Source organism: Salmonella sp. SAL00653 (assembly GCF_046552515.1).
Lineage (GTDB): Bacteria > Pseudomonadota > Gammaproteobacteria > Enterobacterales > Enterobacteriaceae > Salmonella > Salmonella enterica.
The window spans coordinates 139333-163137 of the sequence record NZ_JBGDTY010000002.1 but is presented as its reverse complement, the minus strand read 5'-3'; the positions used below and the strand labels follow the sequence as shown (position 1 = coordinate 163137).

The following is a 23805-nucleotide window of genomic DNA, read 5'->3' as shown; positions in this document are numbered from 1 at the left end:
TTTTTTTCATAAATCTGTCATAAATCTGACGCATAATGGCGCGGCATTGATAACTAACGACTAACAGGGCAAATTATGGCGAGACGTATTCTGGTCGTAGAAGATGAGGCGCCGATCCGTGAAATGGTGTGCTTCGTGCTCGAACAAAATGGCTTTCAGCCCGTAGAAGCCGAAGATTATGACAGTGCGGTGAATAAACTTAATGAACCCTGGCCGGATCTCATCCTTCTTGACTGGATGTTGCCCGGCGGGTCAGGGTTACAGTTTATTAAACATCTCAAACGTGAGGCCATGACCCGGGATATTCCTGTGGTTATGCTGACCGCGAGAGGTGAGGAAGAAGATCGTGTGCGCGGGCTGGAAACCGGCGCTGACGATTACATTACCAAGCCGTTTTCCCCCAAGGAGTTGGTGGCGCGCATTAAAGCCGTTATGCGGCGCATCTCGCCGATGGCGGTCGAAGAGGTGATCGAGATGCAGGGACTGAGCCTTGATCCTGGCTCTCACCGCGTGATGACCGGCGACAGCCCGCTGGATATGGGGCCGACCGAATTTAAATTACTCCATTTCTTTATGACGCACCCGGAACGGGTTTACAGCCGCGAACAGCTACTCAATCATGTCTGGGGCACCAATGTGTACGTTGAAGACCGGACGGTCGACGTGCATATTCGCCGTTTGCGTAAGGCGCTGGAGCACAGCGGCCACGACCGGATGGTGCAAACGGTACGCGGGACAGGGTATCGTTTTTCGACCCGCTTTTAATGCCTTTTCCGCCAGTAGAACACAGGTTTCTGGCGGAGAAGGCTTTCCATTCTTGAGGGAGTATGACGCGTGCTGGAACGGCTGTCATGGAAAAGGCTGGTGCTGGAGCTGGTGCTCTGTTGCATCCCCGCGCTTATCCTTAGCGCTTTTTTTGGTTATCTGCCGTGGTTTTTACTGGCGGCGGTGACGGGACTGCTTGTCTGGCATTTCTGGAATTTGTTACGCCTCTCCTGGTGGCTTTGGGTCGACAGAAGTATGACGCCGCCGCCGGGGCGGGGAAGTTGGGAACCGCTGTTATACGGTTTACACCAGATGCAGTTGCGAAATAAGAAGCGTCGCCGCGAGCTGGGGAACCTGATTAAACGTTTTCGCAGCGGCGCGGAGTCGCTGCCTGATGCCGTGGTACTGACCACAGAAGAGGGCGGCATTTTTTGGTGTAACGGTTTGGCGCAACAGATACTGGGGCTACGCTGGCCGGATGACAACGGGCAGAATATTCTCAATCTACTGCGTTATCCGGAGTTTACCCAGTATTTAAAAACGCGTGATTTCACCCGTCCGCTTCATTTGGTGCTCAATACCGGGCGGCATCTGGAGATCCGCGTCATGCCTTATACCGATAAACAACTCCTGATGGTGGCGCGCGATGTGACGCAAATGCATCAGCTTGAAGGCGCCAGACGTAACTTTTTCGCCAACGTTAGCCATGAGTTGCGTACGCCCTTGACGGTATTGCAAGGCTATCTGGAAATGATGCAGGAACAGGCGCTGGAAGGGGCGACGCGAGAGAAAGCGCTGCATACGATGCGCGAGCAAACGTATCGTATGGAAGGGCTGGTAAAACAACTGCTTACGCTGTCTAAAATTGAGGCGGCTCCGGCGCTGTTATTAAATGAAAAAGTGGATGTACCGATGATGCTGCGGGTCGTGGAGCGTGAAGCGCAGACGCTCAGCCAGCAGAAACATACCTTTACGTTTGAGGTCGACGATAGTCTTAGCGTTCTGGGTAATGAAGAGCAGCTACGTAGCGCGATCTCAAACCTGGTGTATAACGCGGTAAACCATACGCCGGCGGGAACGCATATTACGGTGAGCTGGCGACGTGTCGCGCATGGCGCTGAGTTTTGCATTCAAGATAACGGTCCGGGGATTGCTGCCGAGCATATTCCTCGTCTGACCGAACGCTTCTACCGCGTCGATAAAGCGCGTTCGCGGCAAACGGGCGGCAGCGGCCTGGGATTGGCGATTGTGAAACATGCGTTGAATCACCATGAAAGCCGCCTTGAAATCGACAGTTCGCCTGGCAAAGGAACGCGATTTAGCTTTGTGCTGCCGGAACGTTTAATTGCCAAAAATAGCGATTAATTGCCTTTCGTAAGTATAACTTTCCATAAGCCAGCGGATGCTGGCTTATTTTCTTTGCAGTTAAGACGGGCTCATTGAAACATTCAACGTTTGGTGATTTTTTGTTCGCATGATTAGCCATAACTTTTTCATGAGAATGGTGTTTTATTCTGGTTGTAAATTTCATATCGCTATATTCATCTGGTTTTTAGATCCCACCTTGCTTTAAAACGTTATAAGCGTTTAAATTGCGCTTCAGGTGCTGTCATTACGACTGCATTTGCGCGGTAAATCGAAAAACAATTCTTCGCCGCATCGGTCCGGGAGCTTTTCCCGCTGAAATTGATAAAAAACGCCGCTTTATAATCCTCCGGGAAAGGCAAAAATTTTAATGTTTACAACATCACCATCCACAGGCAGTAAGACTTTATGACCCATCAGTTAAAATCGCGCGATATCATCGCCCTGGGCTTTATGACATTTGCGCTGTTCGTTGGCGCAGGCAATATTATCTTTCCTCCTATGGTCGGTTTGCAGGCGGGTGAACACGTCTGGACAGCCGCTATTGGCTTTCTGATTACCGCCGTAGGGCTACCGGTTCTTACTGTTGTGGCGCTGGCGAAAGTCGGCGGCGGCGTAGACAGCCTCAGTACGCCGATTGGTAAAGTGGCGGGACTCCTGCTGGCGACCGTTTGCTATCTGGCCGTCGGGCCGTTATTTGCGACGCCGCGTACCGCGACGGTGTCGTTTGAGGTCGGTATCGCTCCGTTGACCGGCGATTCTGCAATGCCGTTGCTGATTTACAGCGTGGTCTATTTCGCTATTGTTATTCTGGTTTCCCTCTATCCGGGTAAGCTGCTGGATACGGTAGGGAATTTCCTGGCGCCGTTGAAAATTATTGCGCTGGTCATCCTTTCCGTCGCGGCTATCGTTTGGCCTGCCGGTCCAATCAGCAACGCCCTGGACGCTTATCAGAATGCGGCCTTTTCTAACGGATTTGTGAACGGCTATCTGACGATGGATACGCTGGGCGCGATGGTGTTTGGTATCGTTATTGTGAACGCGGCGCGTTCTCGCGGCGTGACCGAAGCGCGCCTGTTGACGCGTTACACGGTCTGGGCCGGCCTGATGGCGGGCGTGGGGCTGACGCTGCTTTACCTTGCCTTGTTCCGCTTAGGTTCTGACAGCGCGACGCTGGTCGATCAGTCAGCGAACGGCGCGGCGATTCTTCATGCCTACGTTCAGCATACCTTTGGCGGCGCGGGAAGCTTCCTGCTGGCGGCGCTGATCTTTATCGCGTGTCTGGTGACGGCGGTGGGGCTGACCTGCGCCTGCGCTGAGTTTTTCGCGCAGTATATTCCGCTGTCTTACCGCACGCTGGTCTTTATTCTCGGCGGCTTCTCTATGGTGGTGTCAAATCTCGGACTGAGCCATCTGATTCAAATCTCCATTCCGGTGCTGACGGCTATCTATCCGCCGTGTATCGCACTGGTTGTATTAAGTTTTACCCGCTCATGGTGGCATAATTCCACCCGTATCATCGCGCCGGCCATGTTTATCAGTCTGCTTTTTGGTATCCTTGACGGCATCAAAGCATCTGCCTTCGGCGATATGCTGCCAGCCTGGAGTCAGCGTTTGCCGCTGGCGGAACAGGGACTGGCGTGGTTGATGCCAACGGTGGTGATGGTGATCCTGGCGATTATCTGGGATCGCGCGGCGGGTCGGCAGGTGACCTCCAGCGCTCACTAAAATCGCTGACATATGTGTACACCACGGGGCTTAACGCCCCGTGGTTTTTTATTGTGTTGATAGGTCAGAAATTGATGGAAAGCAATAATAAGCTAAAGCGTGGGCTGAGCACCCGGCACATTCGCTTTATGGCATTAGGTTCGGCAATCGGCACCGGCCTGTTTTACGGCTCGGCGGACGCCATCAAAATGGCGGGGCCGAGCGTGCTGTTGGCCTATATTATTGGCGGGGTCGCGGCATATATCATTATGCGCGCATTGGGGGAAATGTCCGTTCACAACCCTGCCGCCAGCTCATTTTCGCGCTATGCGCAGGAAAACCTCGGCCCGCTTGCGGGCTACATTACCGGCTGGACCTACTGTTTTGAGATCCTGATCGTCGCCATTGCTGACGTGACCGCGTTCGGCATTTATATGGGGGTCTGGTTCCCCGCCGTGCCGCACTGGATTTGGGTGCTTAGCGTGGTGCTGATCATTTGCGCCATCAACCTGATGAGCGTCAAGGTGTTCGGCGAGCTGGAGTTTTGGTTCTCCTTCTTCAAAGTCGCCACCATTATTATCATGATTGTCGCGGGTATCGGCATCATTGTGTGGGGAGTTGGCAACGGCGGGCAGCCGACCGGCATTCATAACCTGTGGAGCAACGGCGGCTTCTTCAGCAATGGCTGGCTGGGAATGATCATGTCGCTGCAAATGGTGATGTTCGCTTACGGCGGGATTGAGATTATCGGTATCACCGCCGGGGAAGCGAAAGACCCGGAGAAATCCATTCCGCGCGCCATTAACTCAGTACCGATGCGTATCCTGGTATTTTATGTCGGCACGCTGTTCGTCATTATGTCTATCTATCCGTGGAATCAGGTCGGCACAAACGGCAGCCCATTTGTGCTGACGTTCCAGCATATGGGGATTACCTTTGCCGCCAGCATTCTGAACTTTGTGGTATTGACCGCCTCGCTTTCCGCTATCAACTCCGATGTGTTTGGCGTAGGCCGTATGCTGCATGGTATGGCGGAGCAGGGGAGCGCGCCGAAAGTCTTTGCCAAAACGTCACGCCGTGGTATTCCGTGGGTTACTGTGCTGGTGATGACGATTGCGCTGCTGTTTGCGGTTTACCTGAACTACATCATGCCGGAAAACGTCTTCCTGGTGATTGCCTCGCTGGCGACGTTTGCGACGGTATGGGTATGGATCATGATCCTGCTGTCACAAATCGCCTTCCGCCGTCGTTTACCGCCGGAAGAGGTAAAAGCGCTGAAGTTTAAGGTGCCGGGCGGTGTCGTAACGACGATAGCGGGTCTGATTTTCCTGGTCTTCATTATTGCGCTTATCGGCTACCATCCGGATACCCGCATCTCACTGTATGTGGGCTTCGCCTGGATAGTTCTGCTGTTGATTGGCTGGATATTTAAACGCCGTCGCGACCGTCAATTGGCGCAGGCGTAGTCGTTTTTCTCTGCCTTATCCGGTCTGCAGGCAACGGTAGACCGGATAAGCGGAGCCGCTTCTCCTCCTGGAGCCTCCTCCCCTAATAAACCCCTGGATGATGAGTTATCCTTTAAATCTCTGTGGCAAGGTGGCCCCATTTTCAGTAGAGGGGATACGAGATGTTGAATGCCTGGCACTTACCGGTTGCCCCATTTGTGAAGCAACATAACGATAAATTAACCATTACGCTGTGGCTGAGCGGAGAAAATCCGCCGTCTCGCGTGACGTTGCGCTCAGAATTCGATAATGAAGAAATCTCACTGGCGATGCGCAAACAGCGCCGCCAGCCGCAGCCGGGCGTGACGGCGTGGCGAGCGACGCTCAATATCGCGTTAGGGCAACCCCGTCGCCGTTACAGCTTTAAATTGCTTTGGCACGACCGCCAGCTTTGGTTTACGCCGCAGGGATTTAACCGCTTCCCACCGGCGCGTCTGGAACAATTTGCCGTTGATGTTCCGGACAGCGGCCCGCAGTGGGTCGCCGATCAAATTTTTTATCAGATCTTCCCGGATCGTTTTGCCCGCAGCGCGACGTGTGAAGCCGATCAGGACCGGGTGTACCACCATCATGCCGCAGGTCAGGAGATTGTGCTGCGCGACTGGGACGATCCTTTAACCCTCCAGGCGGGCGGTTCCACCTTTTACGGCGGCTGTCTGAATGGCATTTGTGAGAAGCTGCCGTATCTGAAAACACTGGGCGTCACAGCGCTATATCTGAATCCGGTATTTACCGCGCCGAGCGTCCATAAGTACGACACGGAAGATTATCGCCATGTCGATCCGCAATTTGGCGGCGATCGGGCGCTGCTACGCCTGCGGCGTGAAACCCAGGCGCAGGGCATGAGGCTGGTGCTGGATGGCGTGTTTAATCATAGCGGCGACTCGCATGCGTGGTTTGACAGGCATAACCGCAGCACTGGCGGCGCGTGCCATCACCCGGACTCGCCGTGGCGCGACTGGTACTCCTTTTCACCACAAGGCGTGGCGCTGGACTGGCTGGGTTATCCGAGCCTGCCGAAACTCGATTATCAATCAGAAACGCTGGTGGATGAGATCTATCGCGGTGAGGACAGTATCGTTCGTCACTGGCTAAAGGCACCGTGGAATATGGACGGCTGGCGGCTGGATGTCGTACATATGCTGGGCGAGGCGGGCGGGGCGCGCCACAATTTGCAGCACGTCGCCGGCATTACCCGGGCGGCAAAAGAAGCGCAGCCCGAAGCCTATATTGTGGGGGAACATTTCGGCGATGCGCGGCAGTGGCTACAGGCCGATGCGGAAGATGCCGCCATGAATTATCGCGGCTTCACCTTCCCGCTGTGGGGATTTCTCGCCAATACTGATATCGCTTACGAACCACAGCATATTGATGCCCGGACCTGTATCACGTGGATGGATAACTACCGCGCCGGGCTGTCACATCAGCAACAACTGCGTATGTTTAATCAACTCGACAGTCATGATACTGCGCGCTTTAAAACCCTGCTGGGTAAAGACGCGGCGCGCCTGCCGCTGGCGGTGGTCTGGCTGTTTACCTGGCCCGGCGTGCCATGTATTTATTACGGCGATGAAGTCGGCGTGGACGGCGCAAATGACCCCATGTGCCGCAAACCGTTCCCGTGGGATGAACGCAAGCAGGACGGCAACTTGCTGGCGCTGTACCAGCGTATGGCGAAACTGCGTCAGCGCAGTCTGGCGCTGCGTCGTGGCGGATGCCAGGCGCTGTATGCCGAAGGTGACGTAGTGGTATTCGTGCGAGTTTATCAGCAGCAGCGGGCGCTGGTGGCTATTAACCGGGGCGAGGCCTGTGAAGTGGCGCTGGAAGCGTTGCCGTTGCTGAACGTGGCTGGATGGCAATGTAAAACGGGAAGCGGTGACATCCGTGAGGGAAGACTTAGTTTACCCGCGATTTCCGCGACGGTATGGATGAATCGTTGAGGCGAGGTGGTTCGTAACACCTTACGCATAAAAAAGGCTCGCATTCGCGAGCCTTTTATCAATGCACTGACTTACAGGCTGGAAATGTTCTCAGCCAGGTATTTAGCCACGCCGTCCGGAGAGGCGTTCATGCCTTCTTTGCCTTTTTCCCACTGCGCCGGGCAGACATCACCGTGCTCTTCGTGGAACTGCAGCGCGTCGACCATACGCAGCATTTCGTCGATATTACGACCCAGCGGCAGATCGTTTACGACCTGGTGGCGAACAATACCGTTAGCGTCAATCAGGAAAGAGCCGCGCAGCGCAACGCCTTCGTCCGGGTGTTCGATACCGTAAGCTTTCTGAATTTCACGCTTCACGTCGGCGACCATTGCGTATTTCACCGGGCCAATGCCGCCTTTATCGACAGGGGTGTTACGCCATGCGTTGTGAACGAACTCAGAGTCGAAAGAAACGCCGACCACTTCAACGCCGCGCTTCTGGAATTCTTCATAACGTTTATCAAAGGCGATCAGCTCAGACGGGCAAACAAAAGTGAAGTCCATCGGCCAGAAGAACAGAACGGTCGTTTTACCATTGGTGTGCTGTTTGAAGTTGAATTTATCAACAATCTCACCGCTACCCAGTACCGCCGCAGCGGTGAAATCCGGGGCCTGACGAGTAACCAGTACCATAATAATTCTCCTGCAATATTAAGGGTTTTAGAACGCAACGCGGGCAGTATAGGGAGGGCGAAGCGACAAAACAATGCGGTCTTGACAATCAATGAGACAGCTTTTGCCTATCGATCGGGTCATTATAAATCGTAATGATGACCCTTTTATGACAGCGAACGATCTTTCTGCCAACGGCGGATCTGACGCACGCCCTCGCTATCAGGCCGTCACAGCGCTTTGCGGGCGGCCTGTGCCATCATACGCGGATAAAAATGCCAGAAGCGCTCTTCTAACGCGTCGTAGTGCGCGTCCAGATCGTACCAGGAATCACGCAAGGCATCCAGCCGGGGACGGCGATTCGCCATGCCATTCAGCACGTTTTGAATGAAATCCATATCGCGATACCGCTCTAACCATTTTTCTGACCAAAGATAATCATTCAGGTTGACAAAGCGCGGCGGGGAGTCGGGCAGAATCGTCGCGACCTGCGCATGGGCGTAGCCGACAAACGCCTGAAGTGGAAAATCGGGAGAGATTTGCGTCCAGTGACGCGATAAAAAATGATCCCACATGACGTCCAGCGTAATGGGCGCCACGCGCCGCGTTTCATGGCGGAACCACTCTCGCGCCTCACGAACTTCCGGCAGGTTGTCGGTCATGACGTCAATACGCCGATGCATATAAATACCCTCTACCACGTCAGGAGGATAATGCGTTGCCGGGTTACCGCGGACAAAATCGGCCAGAAGATTACCGGAAAGCGAGCTGTCGGCAAGGTGCGCCAGATGCAGGTGAGCAAGAAAATTCATTATTGATTCTCTGTCCAAAAAGCGGGTAACGGTTGCAGCGGGAACGCCCCGGCACTAGACTACCCGCCTCTTATTTTAGTCTGAGTCAGAGTCATGCGCGTTACCGATTTTTCCTTTGAACTACCCGAATCCCTGATTGCCCACTACCCACAGCCGGAACGCAGTCGCTGCCGTTTGCTGTCATTAGAGGGGCCGACGGGCGCGCTGACGCACGGTACTTTCACCGATCTGCTCGATAAGCTCAACCCTGGCGATTTGCTGGTCTTCAATAATACCCGCGTAATCCCGGCGCGGCTCTTTGGCCGTAAAGCCAGCGGCGGCAAGATAGAAGTGCTGGTCGAACGTATGCTCGATGATAAACGCATCCTGGCGCATATTCGCGCTTCTAAAGCGCCAAAACCGGGCACGGAACTGCTACTGGGCGACGACGAAAGTATCCACGCGACCATGACCGCGCGTCACGGCGCTCTGTTTGAAGTTGAGTTTAATGACCCGCGTCCGGTGCTGGATATTCTCAACGCCATCGGCCATATGCCGTTGCCGCAGTACATCGACCGTCCGGACGAGGACGCCGATCGCGAACTGTACCAGACGGTCTACAGTGAAAAACCGGGCGCCGTCGCCGCGCCGACCGCCGGGCTGCACTTTGACGAGCCGCTGCTGGCGGCGCTTCGTGAGAAAGGTGTCGAAATGGCGTTTGTTACGCTACACGTCGGCGCGGGCACTTTCCAGCCGGTGCGTGTCGATACCATTGAAGATCACATCATGCACTCCGAATATGCTGAGGTGCCGCAAGAGGTGGTCGACGCGGTGCTGGCGGCGAAAGCGCGCGGCAACCGGGTGATTGCGGTCGGCACCACCTCGGTACGCTCACTGGAAAGCGCGGCGCAGGCGGCAAAAAGCGATTTGATAGAGCCGTTCTTCGGCGATACGCAAATATTTATTTATCCAGGTTATCAATACAAAGTGATTGATGCGCTGATCACCAACTTCCATCTGCCGGAATCGACGTTGATTATGCTGGTTTCCGCATTTGCCGGTTATCAACACACCATGAATGCCTATAAGACTGCGGTAGAACAAAAATATCGCTTTTTTAGCTACGGGGACGCGATGTTTATCACGTACAATCCGCAGGCTATTTCTGAGCGTCCGTAAGAAGGCTATCTCACTTGCCATTTTGACGCCGGGCAGTGCTCGCCATCCTCACGTACTGCGTGTACGCTCCGGTGGTTGTGCGCTGGTCGACCCCAAACTGGCTGCGCCGATGACGCCTTCGGGAATTTATTAGCTATGGAATCATTCCGTAGCGAGTCGTTAAACGTCGGACTGTTTTTCTGACGCAGGAGTGATAATGAAATTTGAGTTAGATACCACCGATGGTCGCGCGCGTCGCGGTCGTCTGGTGTTTGATCGTGGCGTAGTGGAAACGCCTGCTTTTATGCCTGTGGGTACTTACGGTACGGTAAAAGGCATGACGCCGGAAGAAGTGGAAGCGACCGGCGCGCAGATTATTCTCGGCAACACTTTCCACCTGTGGCTGCGCCCGGGTCAGGAAATCATGAAGCTGCATGGCGATCTGCACGATTTTATGCAGTGGAAAGGGCCGATTCTCACCGATTCCGGCGGCTTCCAGGTCTTCAGCCTCGGCGATATTCGTAAGATTACCGAGCAAGGCGTGCACTTCCGTAACCCGATCAACGGCGATCCGATTTTCCTCGATCCGGAAAAGTCGATGGAGATCCAGTACGATCTCGGTTCCGATATCGTGATGATCTTTGATGAATGTACGCCGTATCCGGCAGACTGGGACTATGCTAAACGCTCGATGGAGATGTCGTTGCGTTGGGCAAAGCGTAGCCGCGACTGTTTTGATAGCCTTGGCAATAAGAATGCGCTTTTTGGCATCATTCAGGGCAGCGTTTACGAAGATTTACGCGATATCTCGGTGAAAGGTCTGGTAGAGATTGGCTTTGATGGCTACGCTGTCGGCGGTTTGGCTGTCGGTGAGCCGAAAGCAGATATGCACCGCATTCTGGAGCACGTTTGCCCGCAGATCCCGGCTGACAAACCGCGTTACCTGATGGGCGTGGGTAAACCGGAAGATCTGGTGGAAGGGGTACGTCGCGGTATTGATATGTTTGACTGTGTCATGCCAACGCGAAATGCCCGTAATGGTCATCTGTTTGTGACCGACGGCGTGGTGAAGATTCGTAATGCAAAGCATAAAAGCGACACCACCCCGCTTGACGCCGAGTGCGATTGCTACACCTGTCGCAATTATTCACGCGCTTACTTGCATCATCTCGACCGTTGCAACGAAATATTAGGTGCGCGTCTCAATACCATTCATAACTTGCGTTACTACCAGCGTTTGATGGCGGGTTTACGCAAGGCTATTGAAGAGGGTAAATTAGAGAGCTTCGTAACCAAGTTTTACCAACGTCAGGGGCGACCCGTTCCACCTTTGAACGTTGATTAATTTTAATAATGAGGGAATTTGAATGAGCTTTTTTATTTCTGATGCGGTAGCGGCAACAGGTGCTCCAGCGCAGGGCAGCCCGATGTCTCTGATTTTAATGCTGGTGGTGTTTGGTCTGATTTTCTATTTCATGATCCTGCGCCCGCAGCAGAAGCGCACCAAAGAGCACAAAAAGCTGATGGACTCCATTGCGAAAGGTGATGAAGTTCTGACGAATGGCGGTCTGGTCGGTCGAGTGACCAAAGTAGCGGAAGCCGGCTACATTGCCATCGCGCTGAATGACACCACGGAAGTGGTTATCAAACGTGACTTCGTAGCTGCCGTTCTGCCGAAAGGCACCATGAAGGCGCTGTAATATTTCGTTTTCCCAAAGGGAACTGCCGTGTTAAACCGTTATCCTTTGTGGAAGTACATCATGCTGGTCGTCGTGATTATCGTCGGCCTGCTTTACGCACTTCCCAACCTGTATGGTGAGGATCCGGCTGTTCAAATCACTGGCGTGCGCGGCGTCGCCGCCAGTGAGCAAACGCTGATCCAGGTCCAGAAAACGTTACAAGAAGAAAAAATTCCCGCTAAGTCTGTGGCACTGGAAGAGGGCGCTATTCTTGCGCGCTTCGACACCACCGATACCCAGCTACGCGCCCGTGAAGCGCTGATGAGCGTGCTGGGGGATAAATATGTCGTGGCGCTTAACCTTGCGCCGGCTACGCCGCGCTGGTTGGCGGCTATTCACGCCGATCCGATGAAGCTCGGTCTTGATCTGCGCGGCGGCGTTCACTTCCTGATGGAAGTGGATATGGATACCGCGTTAGGTAAACTCCAGGAACAAAATATCGATAGCCTGCGCAGCGATCTGCGTGAAAAAGGCATTCCTTATACCACCGTTCGTAAAGAAAATAATTATGGGTTGAGCATCACGTTCCGTGACAGCAAAGCGCGTGATGAGGCGATCGCCTATCTGACGCCGCGTCATCGTGACCTGGTGATTTCCAGCCAGAGCGGCAATCAACTTCGCGCGGTAATGACCGATGCGCGCCTGAGCGAAGCGCGTGAATACGCCGTTCAGCAGAACATTAATATTCTGCGTAACCGTGTTAACCAACTGGGCGTCGCGGAGCCTGTCGTACAACGCCAGGGCGCAGACCGTATTGTGGTTGAGCTGCCGGGTATCCAGGATACCGCTCGCGCGAAAGAAATTCTCGGCGCGACCGCGACGCTGGAATTCCGTCTGGTGAATACCAACGTTGACCAGGCCGCCGCTGCTGCCGGGCGCGTACCGGGTGATTCCGAAGTGAAACAGACCCGCGAAGGTCAGCCGGTGGTATTGTACAAACGCGTGATCCTCACCGGCGACCATATCACCGACTCGACGTCCAGCCAGGATGAATATAACCAACCGCAGGTTAACATCTCGCTGGATAGCGCAGGCGGCAATATCATGTCTAACTTCACTAAGGACAATATCGGCAAACCGATGGCGACCCTGTTTGTGGAGTATAAAGACAGCGGTAAGAAAGACGCTAACGGTCGCGCCGTACTGGTGAAACAGGAAGAAGTGATTAACATTGCCAACATCCAGTCCCGGCTGGGTAACAGCTTCCGTATTACCGGTATCAGCAACCCGAACGAAGCGCGTCAGCTCTCGTTGTTGCTGCGTGCGGGCGCCCTGATTGCGCCGATTCAGATCGTTGAAGAGCGCACCATTGGCCCGACTCTGGGTATGCAGAACATCAAGCAGGGCCTGGAAGCCTGTCTGGCCGGTCTGGTGGTCTCCATCCTGTTCATGATCTTCTTCTATAAGAAGTTTGGTCTGATTGCGACCAGCGCGTTAGTGGCTAACCTGGTGTTGATTGTCGGTATCATGTCGCTGTTGCCGGGGGCAACGCTCAGTATGCCGGGGATTGCGGGTATCGTGTTAACCCTTGCGGTGGCGGTCGACGCCAACGTTCTGATTAACGAACGTATCAAAGAAGAGTTGAGTAATGGCCGCACGGTACAGCAGGCGATAAACGAAGGCTATGCCGGCGCGTTCAGTTCCATCTTCGATGCGAACATCACGACGCTGATTAAAGTCATCATTCTGTATGCTGTCGGTACCGGGGCAATTAAAGGGTTCGCGATTACGACCGGTATCGGTGTGGCGACGTCGATGTTTACCGCGATTATCGGTACGCGTGCTATCGTAAACCTGCTATATGGCGGCAAGCGCGTCACTAAGCTGTCAATCTGAGGAGTGCGATGTGGCACAGGAATACACTGTTGAACAACTAAACCACGGCCGTAAAGTCTATGACTTTATGCGCTGGGACTTCTGGGCATTCGGCATCTCCGGGCTGTTGCTGATCGCGGCCATTGTCATTATGGGCGTACGCGGGTTTAACTGGGGGCTGGATTTCACCGGTGGTACGGTAATTGAAATCACACTGGAAAAACCGGCTGAAATGGACGTGATGCGCGAAGCGCTGCAAAAAGCGGGCTATGAAGAGCCGCAGTTGCAGAACTTTGGCTGCAGTCACGACATTATGGTGCGTATGCCGCCAACCGAAGGTGAAACCGGCGGTCAGGTACTGGGTAGCAAAGTGGTGACGATCATTAATGAAGCCACCAACCAGAACGCGGCCGTGAAGCGTATTGAATTCGTGGGGCCAAGCGTGGGCGCCGATCTGGCGCAAACCGGCGCCATGGCGCTGCTGGTGGCGTTGATCTCTATCCTCGTTTATGTCGGTTTCCGCTTTGAGTGGCGACTGGCGGCAGGGGTGGTCATCGCGCTGGCGCACGACGTGATCATTACGCTGGGGATACTGTCGCTTTTCCATATCGAGATTGACCTGACCATTGTGGCATCGTTGATGTCGGTGATCGGTTACTCGCTGAACGACAGTATCGTGGTCTCCGACCGTATTCGTGAAAACTTCCGCAAAATCCGTCGCGGGACGCCTTACGAAATTTTTAACGTGTCGCTGACCCAGACGCTACACCGTACGTTGATTACCTCCGGTACGACGTTAGTGGTAATTCTGATGCTGTACCTCTTCGGTGGTCCGGTACTGGAAGGCTTCTCGCTGACGATGCTGATCGGTGTCTCTATTGGTACGGCATCTTCTATCTATGTCGCATCGGCGCTGGCGCTGAAACTCGGTATGAAGCGCGAGCATATGCTGCAGCAGAAAGTCGAAAAAGAAGGGGCGGATCAGCCGTCCATTCTGCCGTAAACACGTATTTAAGTGTTATCTGAATCCCGGTCATACGATCGGGATTTTTTTTATGTACCATGACGATAAACATTACTGACAGTATGCTGTCAGGAGCCCTGTCATACACTCCTCATGAATTAATCCACACACGCAGGAGGATGTATGAAAAACTTGATTAACTGGTTTGAAATTCCAGTTACTGATATGGCGCGTGCAATCGCCTTTTATGAGCAAGTGATGCAGATATCGTTACGTCGGGAAACCATGGATGGGGCGGACCTGGCCGTATTCCCGTATGCTGAACCCGGACCCGGCGGAGCGCTGATAAAGCAGGATGATGTCGCTCCAGTTGCGCAGGGAGTCGTTATTTATCTGCATACCGCCGATTTGTTAGCCTCGATTGAACGTGTCGTCCTTGCCGGTGGCAAGTGTGTTCTGGAACCCATGGTTCCCGGAGATGACATTGGAACCATCGCGTTGTTTATTGACAGCGAAGGCAACCGAATAGGTTTACATCAACCTGCGTGATATTTGCTAAATGTAGAGAGTCAATATGACCAGACGCGCTGACCGTTTGTTTCAGATCGTGCAAATTTTGCGGGGTAGACGACTGACGACGGCAGCGCTGTTGGCACAGCGGCTTGCGGTTTCTGAACGGACGATTTATCGCGATATTCGCGATCTGTCGTTATCCGGTGTGCCTGTCGAAGGTGAAGCGGGGAGCGGATACCGTTTAATGGCAGGTTTTGATCTGCCACCCTTGATGCTTACCCATCGTGAATCGGAAGCACTGATGGTGGCTATACGGTTATTGAAAACCTGGGGCGGCGATTCGCTATCGCGCGAGCTTGAATCCGCCCAGGAAAAAGTGTTGGCCATTTTGCCGGAAGAGAGCCGCCGTAAAGCGGAGCAGACACGGATTTACGCTCCGGATTTGGGTACATCTCCACATTCGCGCAGCGCGTTTGATCTTATCCATCAGGCCGTTTCGGCGCAGCAGGTGTTGGCGCTACATTATCGTGATGAAGCGGGGCATCTCTCTTCGCGGGATATACAACCGCTGGGATTGTTTTTCTGGGGAGAGCACTGGCTGCTGGTTGCCTGGTGTGAGAGACGGGAAGACTATCGGTGTTTTCTCCTCGATCGCTGTTTACAAATTACTCCGCTTAACCGGCGATTTCGTGAAACAATCGACCGTTCTTTGCGTGATTTTTTGCGAAAAGTCGAGCACGAAAAAATGCCGTAAGATGTGATAGCGATACCTCTAACGCTTGTAAAACGGGTTGATTGGTCATCAGTTTGCCTGAAATAGCCTTGCTTACCTGGATATATAAGTTGCACAGAATCATTGCTAAAAGCCCGGCTTCGCGGGAAACTGCGCATAACCCTTTGTATTATTCAGGTACCTGTTAATTATGGCTATCATCCCAAAAAACTACGCGCGCCTGGAAAGCGGCTATCGTGAAAAAGCGCTGAAGCTGTTTCCGTGGGTGTGCGGACGTTGTTCCCGTGAGTTTGTGTATTCAAATCTGCGTGAGCTGACGGTGCATCATATCGATCATGACCACACCAATAACCCGGAAGACGGCAGCAACTGGGAGCTATTGTGCCTCTACTGCCACGATCACGAGCATTCCAAATATACCGAAGCCGATCAGTACGGTTCGACGGTCATTGCCGGGGAAGATGCGCAAAAAGATGTCGGCGAGGCGACTTATAACCCGTTTGCCGATCTGAAAGCGATGATGAACAAAAAGAAATAAGCAGACTGCTGACAAAGCTGTTGGTGCTGTTGAATGTTAGGTTACGCTTCGCTCCACACAACGGAATCCGCAATATAAATGAATTATTGGTTTTCGTAGGTCGGATGCAATCCGACATTTTTTCAGCCCCGGAGTTTGTCGTCAGCCCCCAAACGTCCTGTAACGCATACATTGTCACTGGAATCCCGATCGCAAGGTTGGGATTTTTTTGTTTTTAAGTCCTGCCGATACTGGCGAGCAGAATAGAATCAGCGGTAAGCCGGGGCAACCCGGTGAGGCGCAATGTTGCGGGGGCTAACTTGACTCCAGACAAGTTGAGGATAGCCGCGAACCGTTGCCATTGCAACAAAGGCGGCAATATGACGCTCACAGAGTTGAGCATTACTATCTGGCACGATCTGGCGGCACCAACGCTGGTCGGGATTGCGACAGGTCTGTTTTTAGGCTGGTGGCATCGCCGGAAGTAATGTGAAGTGGGCGCGACTCGCCGCCGGATGGCAGCATGCGCCCGAAACGGGCCAGAGGGCGACCTCTGGCCTTTTTTGCAGGTTTAGAAGTTGTAACCCACGACCAGGTAGCCGCCCCAGCCGGTAGATTTCGCGCTGAAATCGCCGTCGCCCCAGTTCAGTTTTGCGCCATTCTGCCACTGTCCGCCGTTATGGAAGTAACGCGCAACGACCGAGTAGTGCCAGTGATCGTAGTTCAGCGCCAGGATATGGCTGGAAGCGATGGAATTGCTGGTACGGTTCGGATCGTCGCCTAAATCAGATCCCCAGTCAAAGTTGGTAAAGCCGATATAGCTCAGTTTACCGCCCCACAGATCGGTGATGGGGACGAAGTATTTCACTTTGAAACGGTAGCCGTCCCATTCGTTTTCATTGGAAGCACCGTAGTTTTGCCACTGATATTTCGCATACACGTTCAGCGACAGGCCCATCGGCAGGCCGGTGTCGATATCGGTCCCCAGACCCATATACCACGTGCTCTGGCGGCTGGCTTTGTTATCGCCCATATCGTAGATGTAGTTGTTGGCGAAATACCACTCTTTAAACGGGCCGAAGCTCAGGTCTGCGCCGGTCAGCTTATCAATTGAGAAACGCGGTTCGATTTCCATGAACAGCGGAGAACCGTCGGACCAGATACCTTTATCGTTGCCGTTACCCCAATCAAAGGTTTTGGGAATATCGATATAGCCGTAGAAATCAAACCAGTCTTTTTTAGCAAATGCTTCATATTCCAGATAGACGTCGTTGTTCAATTTCGGCGAGAAACGGGTATGGTAGCTGCCTACCACGTTTACGCTCTGGTGCCACCAGTCGGACAAATACTGCGGCTGATCATTTTCTGCTGCGTTAGCAGTAAAAGATGAGGTGAGCGCCAGCGCTGCGCTGACTGCGAGTAAAGTTTTTTTCATATGTATGCCACTGTTTGAAATCCCTTGCGGGAGTGAAAAGAACGCAATTTGCGTTTCTAAATATTTCGTGTTTCTGCGGAGCCTATTATAAAAATCATTGCTCACAAAAATATGTCTTGTTTCACATATCTATCATTTACGTAATCGATTGCGTTCACGTTTGCGCATTTTAGACGCGGCGACAGTACTATCTTTCATGAATATTACCAATCCATGTCATAAATGACGGGAATGTCAGTAGGGCAACAAAAGTCGCGCGGGGGATGTTGCGGAACGCACAAAACGCTCCGCCAGAACGTTTATTGATTAACAGGCTGAATATCATGGATGCGAATGAAGCCTAACTGCGCCGGAGTGATCCCCTTCAACGGTAACGAAATATTGACATCACTGGGCGCCAGCAAGCTGGCTGGGGCATTTACCAGAAGGCTCTGTGCATTCACCTCCTGATAGTTCTCCGTAGTGCCCTGAAGTTGCCCGTACTCTACGGTAGCGCTGAATGCCGGCAGCGGATCGCGGGACTCGCCCTGAATGTGTAACGTTGCGTGAGCGCCGTCTGCGACAGGCGTAATTTCCAGCAATGTCATACGTAGCGTACCGATCTGGCTCTCCAGCCGGGCAGGCGTATTGGCGCCAGGCAACAAATAGACGCCGCGGGTTGACTCCGCATTCAGCTTATTTTGTTGGGTAATTTTTACCGTTTCCTGATTCAGTTGGGTCATCTCTTTATTCAGGGTGCTAATGCTTTGATGCATCTGGCGAACTTCGCTCTGCGGCGCGCAGGCGGTCAGGCTCAAGAGACTTCCCACCAGGAGAATTCTTAGGTAACGTCTTGTCATGTCGATCATTTCCTTCATGGTTCGATAGCGTAATGGTAGTGCGCTATACGCACAAAGGCACCGATCCTTTATCTCAAAAGCGCTCCGCCTTTGTTGTCGCGCCAGTTCAGGGTAAAATAGCATTTCCTAAATCATCTGGTCAGGACGCCGTATGCATTGCCCATTTTGTTTCGCCGTAGATACCAAAGTCATTGACTCTCGTCTTGTAGGCGAGGGCTCGTCCGTGCGCCGCCGTCGGCAGTGCCTGGTGTGTAATGAACGCTTTACGACCTTTGAAGTGGCTGAACTGGTCATGCCGCGCGTGATAAAAAGCAACGATGTGCGCGAACCCTTTAATGAGGATAAGCTGCGTAGCGGCATGTTGAGAGCGCTGGAAAAAAGACCAGTCAGCGCAGATGATGTTGAAATGGCATTGAACCATATTAAGTCACAATTACGTGCCACTGGGGAGCGTGAAGTTCCCAGCAAGATGATTGGCAACCTGGTCATGGAGCAGCTGAAAAAACTCGATAAAGTCGCGTATATTCGCTTTGCCTCCGTCTATCGCAGTTTCGAAGATATCAAAGACTTTGGCGAAGAAATCGCTCGCCTACAGGACTAAGCCATGCAGGATGAGTTTTACATGGCGCGAGCGCTCAAACTGGCGCAGCGTGGACGTTTCACCACTCACCCGAACCCTAATGTCGGCTGTGTCATTGTTAACAATGGCGACATCGTCGGCGAAGGTTATCACCATCGCGCCGGAGAGCCGCACGCCGAGGTCCATGCGCTGCGGATGGCGGGCGCAAAAGCCAAAGGCGCAACCGCCTATGTCACGCTTGAACCCTGTAGCCATCATGGGCGAACGCCGCCATGTTGCGATGCGCTGATTGCGGCCGGCGTCGCGCGCGTGGTCGCCGCGATGCAGGACCCGAACCCACAGGTCGCCGGGCGCGGGCTGTATCGCCTGCAACAGGCGGGTATTGCGGTCAGCCACGGGTTAATGATGAGTGAAGCGGAGGCGCTCAATAAAGGCTTCCTCAAGCGGATGCGTACCGGATTCCCTTATCTTCAGCTTAAACTGGGCGCCTCCGTGGATGGACGGACGGCGATGGCCAGCGGCGAAAGCCAGTGGATCACCTCGCCGCAGGCCCGGCGCGACGTTCAGCGCTTGCGTGCGCAAAGCCACGCTATTTTAACCAGTAGCGCGACGGTATTGGCTGACGATCCGGCCTTGACGGTGCGTTGGGCGGAGTTAGACGCCTCTACGCAGGCGTCTTACCCGCAGGAAAATCTGCGCCAGCCGGTGCGAATTGTTATCGACAGCCAAAACCGGGTAACGCCTGCGCATCGTATTGTGCAGCAGCCTGGCGAAACGTGGATTGCGCGTACCCAGGAAGATAGCCGCGCGTGGCCCGATGCGGTTCGTACTATCAGCGTGCCGGCGCACAACGGACATTTGGATCTGGTTGTACTGATGATGCAGTTAGGCAGGCAGCAGATTAATAGCATATGGGTTGAAGCCGGACCGGGACTGGCAGGCGCGTTGTTGCAAGCCGGGCTGGTGGATGAACTGATTGTCTATGTCGCGCCTAAATTGTTGGGAACCCAGGCGCGGGGATTATGCGAATTGCCGGGGCTTGAGAAGCTCGCCGACGCGCCGCAATTTACCTTCAGCGAAATACGTCATGTCGGCCCGGATGTTTGCCTGCATATGGTGAGCGCATGAGTTCTCCCGTCGAAAGGGGAGCAGCGCTCAAATTATTATGATAAAATCCGCCCCCCTGCGGGGCCAAATGAACCCTGGAAGAGAGAATATGAACATTATTAAAGCTAACGTTGCAGCCCCTGACGCTCGTGTCGCCATCACTATTGCGCGTTTCAATCAGTTTATCAACGACAGCCTGCTGGATGGCGCGGTTGATGCCCTGACGCGTATTGGTCAGGTAAAAGATGATAATATTACCGTAGTGTGGGTGCCTGGCGCCTATGAACTGCCGCTGGCGACCGAAGCGCTGGCGAAAAGCGGTAAATACGACGCCGTGGTTGCGCTGGGAACCGTGATTCGCGGGGGGACTGCGCACTTTGAATATGTGGCAGGCGGCGCCAGCAATGGCCTGGCAAGCGTTGCCCAGGACAGCGGCGTGCCGGTAGCCTTTGGTGTTCTGACCACCGAGAGTATTGAACAAGCCATCGAACGTGCTGGTACAAAAGCCGGTAATAAAGGCGCAGAAGCTGCGCTGACCGCGCTTGAAATGATTAATGTATTGAAAGCCATTAAGGCCTGATTTTTTGTAAGGGGAATTCCGTGAAACCTGCTGCTCGTCGCCGCGCCCGTGAGTGTGCCGTTCAGGCGCTTTACTCCTGGCAGTTGTCCCAGAACGACATCGCTGATGTTGAATACCAGTTCCTGGCGGAACAGGACGTAAAAGACGTCGACGTTCTCTATTTCCGTGAACTGCTATCCGGGGTGGCGACTAACAGCGCGTACCTGGATGGTTTAATGAAACCGTATCTGTCCCGCCTGCTTGAAGAGCTGGGACAGGTTGAAAAAGCCGTGCTGCGTATTGCGTTGTTTGAGCTGTCAAAACGCAGCGATGTGCCTTATAAAGTGGCCATCAACGAAGCGATTGAACTGGCGAAAACCTTTGGCGCTGAAGACAGCCACAAATTCGTCAACGGCGTACTGGATAAAGCAGCTCCGGTGATTCGTCCCAACAAAAAGTGATTCACAGGCCGGAAAGATAGCGGGCGATCGATACCCGCCGTCTCCGGCCTTTTCTTTTTTTCTGCTGAGGCATAACGTATGGCATGTGGCGAGTTTTCCCTGATTGCCCGTTATTTTGACCGTGTAAGAAGCTCTCGTCTTGATGTTGAAACCGGTATTGGCGACGATTGCGCGCTCCTGAATATTCCTGAAAAACAGACCCTGGCGATCAGTACCGATACGCTGGTGGCGGGCATCCATTTCTTACCCGATATCGATCCTGCCGATCTGGCGTATAAAGCGCTGGCGGTGAATTTAAGCGATCTGGCGGCGATGGGCGCCGATCCGGCATGGTTAACGCTGGCGCTCACGCTTCCTGACGTCGATGAGGCGTGGCTTGCCGCGTTCAGCGACAGCCTGTTTGAACAACTGGATTACTACGACATGCAGCTCATTGGCGGCGACACCACGCGTGGACCGCTGTCGATGACGCTGGGTATTCATGGCCTTGTGCCAGCCGGTCGGGCGCTGAAACGTTCTGGCGCAAAACCGGGCGACTGGATTTATGTTACTGGCACGTTGGGCGATAGCGCTGCCGGTCTGGCGATTCTACGGGGTGATTTTCGCGTGGGAAGCTGGGGGGATGCCGACTATCTGGTCAAACGCCATCTGCGCCCGACGCCGCGTATTTTACAAGGGCAGGCGCTACGCGATCTCGCCAGTTCAGCGATCGATCTTTCCGACGGTTTGATCTCCGATCTTGGTCACATTCTGCAAGCCAGCAACTGCGGCGCGCGAATCGATTTGGAGGCGCTGCCTGACTCCGAAGAACTGTGGGGACATGCCAATGATCCCGAACAAAAGCTTCGCTGGATGTTATCCGGCGGCGAAGATTATGAACTGTGCTTTACCGTCCCGGAGCTGAACCGTGGCGCGCTGGATGTCGCGCTTGGTCATCTGGGCGTGCCGTTTACCTGTATCGGGCAAATGACGGCGGATATCGAAGGGATCGCCTTTGTGCGTGACGGAGAACCTGTCACTTTTGACTGGAAAGGATATGACCATTTTGCCACGCCATAAAGATGTTGCGAAAAGCTGCCTGAATTTGCGCAATCCGTGGCACCTGCTCGCTACCGGCTTTGGCAGCGGGCTGAGCCCTGTGGTGCCGGGCACGATGGGCTCGCTGGCGGCGATCCCCTTCTGGTATTTGATGACGTTTCTGCCGTGGCAGCTTTATTCGCTGGTCGTGATGTTTGGGATCTGCATTGGCGTTTATCTTTGCCATCAGACGGCGAAAGATATGGGCGTACACGACCACGGCAGTATTGTCTGGGATGAATTTATCGGTATGTGGATAACGCTAATGGCGTTGCCGACGACGGACTGGCAGTGGGTGGCTGCCGGGTTCGTTATTTTCCGCATTCTGGATATGTGGAAACCCTGGCCGATCCGTTGGTTTGATCGCAACGTGCACGGCGGCATGGGGATTATGATCGATGATATCGTCGCCGGCGTGATATCCGCCGGCATACTGTATTTTATCGGTCATCACTGGCCGCTCGGTATTATTTAAAGGGTTTGCCGGATGGCGGCGTAAACGCCTTATCCGGCCTATCCCCGAACAATATGTCGATTTCGCAGGCCCGATAAGCGCCGCGCCATCGGGCAATGGCAGATTATTTAAATCCCACCACCGGATGCTGTTTGTACGGCGTTTCGAGTTCAGCAATCTGCTCCGGTTTGAGCGTTAAATCAACGGCATTCAGCAACTCATCTAACTGCTCTTCACGCGAAGTGCCGATAATCGGCGCGGCGACGCCTCGTTTACTGAGTAGCCAGGCCAGCGCAACCTGCGCTCGCGTTGCGCCAAGCGCCTCGCTGACGCCAGCCAGCCGTTCCGCTATTTGCGCATCATTTTTATCGCTTTCATCGTATAAATTTTTACCCACGTCATCCGAGACCAGCCGGGCCGTGGTTTCTCCCCAGGGGCGAGTTAAGCGCCCGCGCGCCAGCGGACTCCACGGAATCACGGCAACGCCTTCCTGCCAGCACAGCGGTAGCATCTCTCGCTCTTCCTCGCGGTAGATCAGGTTATAGTGATCCTGCATGGTGACAAACGGCGCCCAGCCGTGTTGTTTTTGTAGCGCCAGTGCCTGGGCAAATTGTGAGGCGTGCATTGAGGAAGCGCCGATATAGCGGGCTTTACCCGCCTTCACCACGTCGTTTAGCGCTTCCAGAGTTTCTTCTATCGGCGTGGTGTAATCCCAGCGGTGGATTTGCAGGATATCGACATACTCCATTCCCAGACGGGTGAGGCTATCGTCAATAGAGCGCAGGATTTGCGCGCGGGACAATCCTTCCGGCAGATCGCCGACGCGATGGAAGACTTTCGTCGCTACCACCACCTCGTCGCGCCGGGCGAAATCACGCAGCGCGCGGCCGACAATCTCTTCGCTGCTGCCGTCGGAGTAGCTGTTGGCGGTATCAAAAAAGTTAATGCCGCCCTCAAGGGCGCGCTTGATGATGGGACGGCTGCTCTCTTCGGGAAGCGTCCAGGCGTGATTGCCGCGACTCGGCTCGCCGAACGTCATACAGCCCAGACAAAGGCGGGACACCTGAAGATCTGTATTTCCTAACGTGTTGTATTGCATGACTCCGCTCCTGTTATACCCGTCACTCT

At 53.8% G+C, this 23805-nt stretch carries 25 protein-coding genes and 1 pseudogene; 20 read left to right on the top strand and 6 right to left on the bottom strand.

All coding sequences use genetic code 11. The features are described from left to right. Positions 1-75 precede the first annotated feature (75 nt). From phoB to malZ, 5 genes are all read left to right on the top strand, one after another. Positions 76-765 carry a phosphate response regulator transcription factor PhoB gene (phoB, locus tag ACLJRU_RS03530; protein WP_000113921.1) on the top strand — a complete coding sequence of 230 codons (690 nt, stop codon included), beginning with the start codon at positions 76-78 and terminating at the stop codon, positions 763-765. Between the two features lie 69 nt (positions 766-834). Continuing rightward, positions 835-2130, top strand: coding sequence for a phosphate regulon sensor histidine kinase PhoR (phoR, locus tag ACLJRU_RS03525; protein ID WP_000893645.1), 1296 nt, complete (start codon positions 835-837; stop codon positions 2128-2130). A 408-nt stretch (positions 2131-2538) separates the two neighbouring features. Next, positions 2539-3858: a branched-chain amino acid transporter carrier protein BrnQ gene (brnQ, locus tag ACLJRU_RS03520; protein WP_000149625.1), complete on the top strand. Its 1320-nt coding sequence runs from the start codon at positions 2539-2541 to the stop codon at positions 3856-3858. Between the two features lie 74 nt (positions 3859-3932). Beyond that, positions 3933-5303, top strand: coding sequence for a proline-specific permease ProY (gene proY / locus ACLJRU_RS03515; RefSeq protein ID WP_023235294.1), 1371 nt, complete (start codon positions 3933-3935; stop codon positions 5301-5303). A gap of 161 nt (positions 5304-5464) precedes the next feature. Then, positions 5465-7282, top strand: a complete 1818-nt coding sequence (gene malZ, locus ACLJRU_RS03510; RefSeq protein ID WP_000930703.1) for a maltodextrin glucosidase — start codon at positions 5465-5467, stop codon at positions 7280-7282. Positions 7283-7353: 71 nt separating this feature from the next. Here malZ and ACLJRU_RS03505 read toward each other — a convergent pair whose 3' ends face one another. After that, positions 7354-7956, bottom strand: a complete 603-nt coding sequence (locus tag ACLJRU_RS03505) for a peroxiredoxin (protein ID WP_000244731.1) — start codon at positions 7954-7956, stop codon at positions 7354-7356. A gap of 209 nt (positions 7957-8165) precedes the next feature. Next, entirely contained in the window at positions 8166-8747 is a 582-nt protein-coding gene (gene acpH, locus ACLJRU_RS03500) for an ACP phosphodiesterase (protein ID WP_001009858.1), read from the bottom strand. Between the two features lie 93 nt (positions 8748-8840). On the opposite strand from acpH, the gene queA reads away from it, so the two are divergent. The 9 genes from queA (at position 8841) to ACLJRU_RS03455 (ending at position 16653) form a co-directional block, all read left to right on the top strand. Continuing rightward, the gene (gene queA, locus ACLJRU_RS03495) at positions 8841-9905 is read left to right on the top strand and encodes a tRNA preQ1(34) S-adenosylmethionine ribosyltransferase-isomerase QueA (protein WP_001539288.1); all 1065 of its coding nucleotides are present in this window, start codon (positions 8841-8843) and stop codon (positions 9903-9905) included. Positions 9906-10101: 196 nt separating this feature from the next. After that, a complete protein-coding gene (tgt, locus tag ACLJRU_RS03490) occupies positions 10102-11229 on the top strand; it encodes a tRNA guanosine(34) transglycosylase Tgt (RefSeq protein ID WP_187790654.1) in 1128 nt (375 codons plus the stop codon). 22 nt (positions 11230-11251) lie between these two features. Next, the gene (gene yajC, locus ACLJRU_RS03485; protein ID WP_000007628.1) at positions 11252-11584 is read left to right on the top strand and encodes a preprotein translocase subunit YajC; all 333 of its coding nucleotides are present in this window, start codon (positions 11252-11254) and stop codon (positions 11582-11584) included. A 27-nt stretch (positions 11585-11611) separates the two neighbouring features. Further along, positions 11612-13459: a protein translocase subunit SecD gene (gene secD / locus ACLJRU_RS03480; RefSeq protein ID WP_000934811.1), complete on the top strand. Its 1848-nt coding sequence runs from the start codon at positions 11612-11614 to the stop codon at positions 13457-13459. Positions 13460-13469: 10 nt separating this feature from the next. Beyond that, positions 13470-14441 carry a protein translocase subunit SecF gene (secF, locus tag ACLJRU_RS03475; protein ID WP_023235295.1) on the top strand — a complete coding sequence of 324 codons (972 nt, stop codon included), beginning with the start codon at positions 13470-13472 and terminating at the stop codon, positions 14439-14441. 144 nt (positions 14442-14585) lie between these two features. Beyond that, positions 14586-14951, top strand: a complete 366-nt coding sequence (locus tag ACLJRU_RS03470; RefSeq protein WP_000793035.1) for a VOC family protein — start codon at positions 14586-14588, stop codon at positions 14949-14951. A gap of 25 nt (positions 14952-14976) precedes the next feature. Next, complete coding sequence (locus tag ACLJRU_RS03465; RefSeq protein ID WP_001539291.1) at positions 14977-15669, top strand: helix-turn-helix transcriptional regulator; 693 nt, start codon at positions 14977-14979, stop codon at positions 15667-15669. Positions 15670-15838: 169 nt separating this feature from the next. After that, positions 15839-16186, top strand: coding sequence for an HNH nuclease YajD (gene yajD / locus ACLJRU_RS03460; RefSeq protein WP_000974818.1), 348 nt, complete (start codon positions 15839-15841; stop codon positions 16184-16186). Positions 16187-16545: 359 nt separating this feature from the next. Further along, a complete protein-coding gene (locus tag ACLJRU_RS03455) occupies positions 16546-16653 on the top strand; it encodes a type I toxin-antitoxin system toxin Ldr family protein (protein WP_000176312.1) in 108 nt (35 codons plus the stop codon). Positions 16654-16736: 83 nt separating this feature from the next. On the opposite strand, the gene ACLJRU_RS03450 is transcribed toward ACLJRU_RS03455, so the two are convergent. Together ACLJRU_RS03450 and ACLJRU_RS03445 are read right to left on the bottom strand one after the other, a co-directional pair. Continuing rightward, positions 16737-17600 carry a nucleoside-specific channel-forming protein Tsx gene (locus ACLJRU_RS03450; RefSeq protein WP_000752021.1) on the bottom strand — a complete coding sequence of 288 codons (864 nt, stop codon included), beginning with the start codon at positions 17598-17600 and terminating at the stop codon, positions 16737-16739. A 299-nt stretch (positions 17601-17899) separates the two neighbouring features. Next, positions 17900-18439, bottom strand: a complete 540-nt coding sequence (locus ACLJRU_RS03445; protein ID WP_000198484.1) for a DUF3251 domain-containing protein — start codon at positions 18437-18439, stop codon at positions 17900-17902. 151 nt (positions 18440-18590) lie between these two features. Here ACLJRU_RS03445 and nrdR point away from each other — a divergent pair, with 151 nt between their 5' ends. The 6 genes from nrdR to pgpA all read left to right on the top strand — a co-directional run bounded on the left by nrdR (position 18591) and on the right by pgpA (position 22698). Beyond that, complete coding sequence (gene nrdR, locus ACLJRU_RS03440) at positions 18591-19040, top strand: transcriptional regulator NrdR (RefSeq protein WP_000543533.1); 450 nt, start codon at positions 18591-18593, stop codon at positions 19038-19040. Positions 19041-19043: 3 nt separating this feature from the next. After that, positions 19044-20147: a bifunctional diaminohydroxyphosphoribosylaminopyrimidine deaminase/5-amino-6-(5-phosphoribosylamino)uracil reductase RibD gene (ribD, locus tag ACLJRU_RS03435; protein ID WP_001150216.1), complete on the top strand. Its 1104-nt coding sequence runs from the start codon at positions 19044-19046 to the stop codon at positions 20145-20147. Positions 20148-20235: 88 nt separating this feature from the next. Beyond that, entirely contained in the window at positions 20236-20706 is a 471-nt protein-coding gene (ribE, locus tag ACLJRU_RS03430; RefSeq protein ID WP_001021372.1) for a 6,7-dimethyl-8-ribityllumazine synthase, read from the top strand. A gap of 20 nt (positions 20707-20726) precedes the next feature. Further along, positions 20727-21146: a transcription antitermination factor NusB gene (gene nusB / locus ACLJRU_RS03425; RefSeq protein ID WP_000801129.1), complete on the top strand. Its 420-nt coding sequence runs from the start codon at positions 20727-20729 to the stop codon at positions 21144-21146. Between the two features lie 78 nt (positions 21147-21224). Beyond that, the gene (gene thiL, locus ACLJRU_RS03420) at positions 21225-22205 is read left to right on the top strand and encodes a thiamine-phosphate kinase (RefSeq protein ID WP_000752133.1); all 981 of its coding nucleotides are present in this window, start codon (positions 21225-21227) and stop codon (positions 22203-22205) included. Then, positions 22183-22698, top strand: a complete 516-nt coding sequence (pgpA, locus tag ACLJRU_RS03415) for a phosphatidylglycerophosphatase A (RefSeq protein ID WP_001539297.1) — start codon at positions 22183-22185, stop codon at positions 22696-22698. Before thiL ends, pgpA begins: the two co-directional genes overlap by 23 nt. Before the next feature lie 4 nt (positions 22699-22702). On the opposite strand, the pseudogene ACLJRU_RS03410 reads toward pgpA, so the two are convergent. Both ACLJRU_RS03410 and ACLJRU_RS03405 read right to left on the bottom strand, forming a co-directional pair. Next, positions 22703-22794 (bottom strand): annotated as a pseudogene (locus tag ACLJRU_RS03410) (hypothetical protein); the annotation flags it as partial. Positions 22795-22801: 7 nt separating this feature from the next. Further along, on the bottom strand, positions 22802-23776 hold the full coding sequence (locus ACLJRU_RS03405) for an aldo/keto reductase (RefSeq protein ID WP_001199856.1): 975 nt from the start codon (positions 23774-23776) through the stop codon (positions 22802-22804). Between the last annotated feature and the right edge of the window lie 29 nt (positions 23777-23805).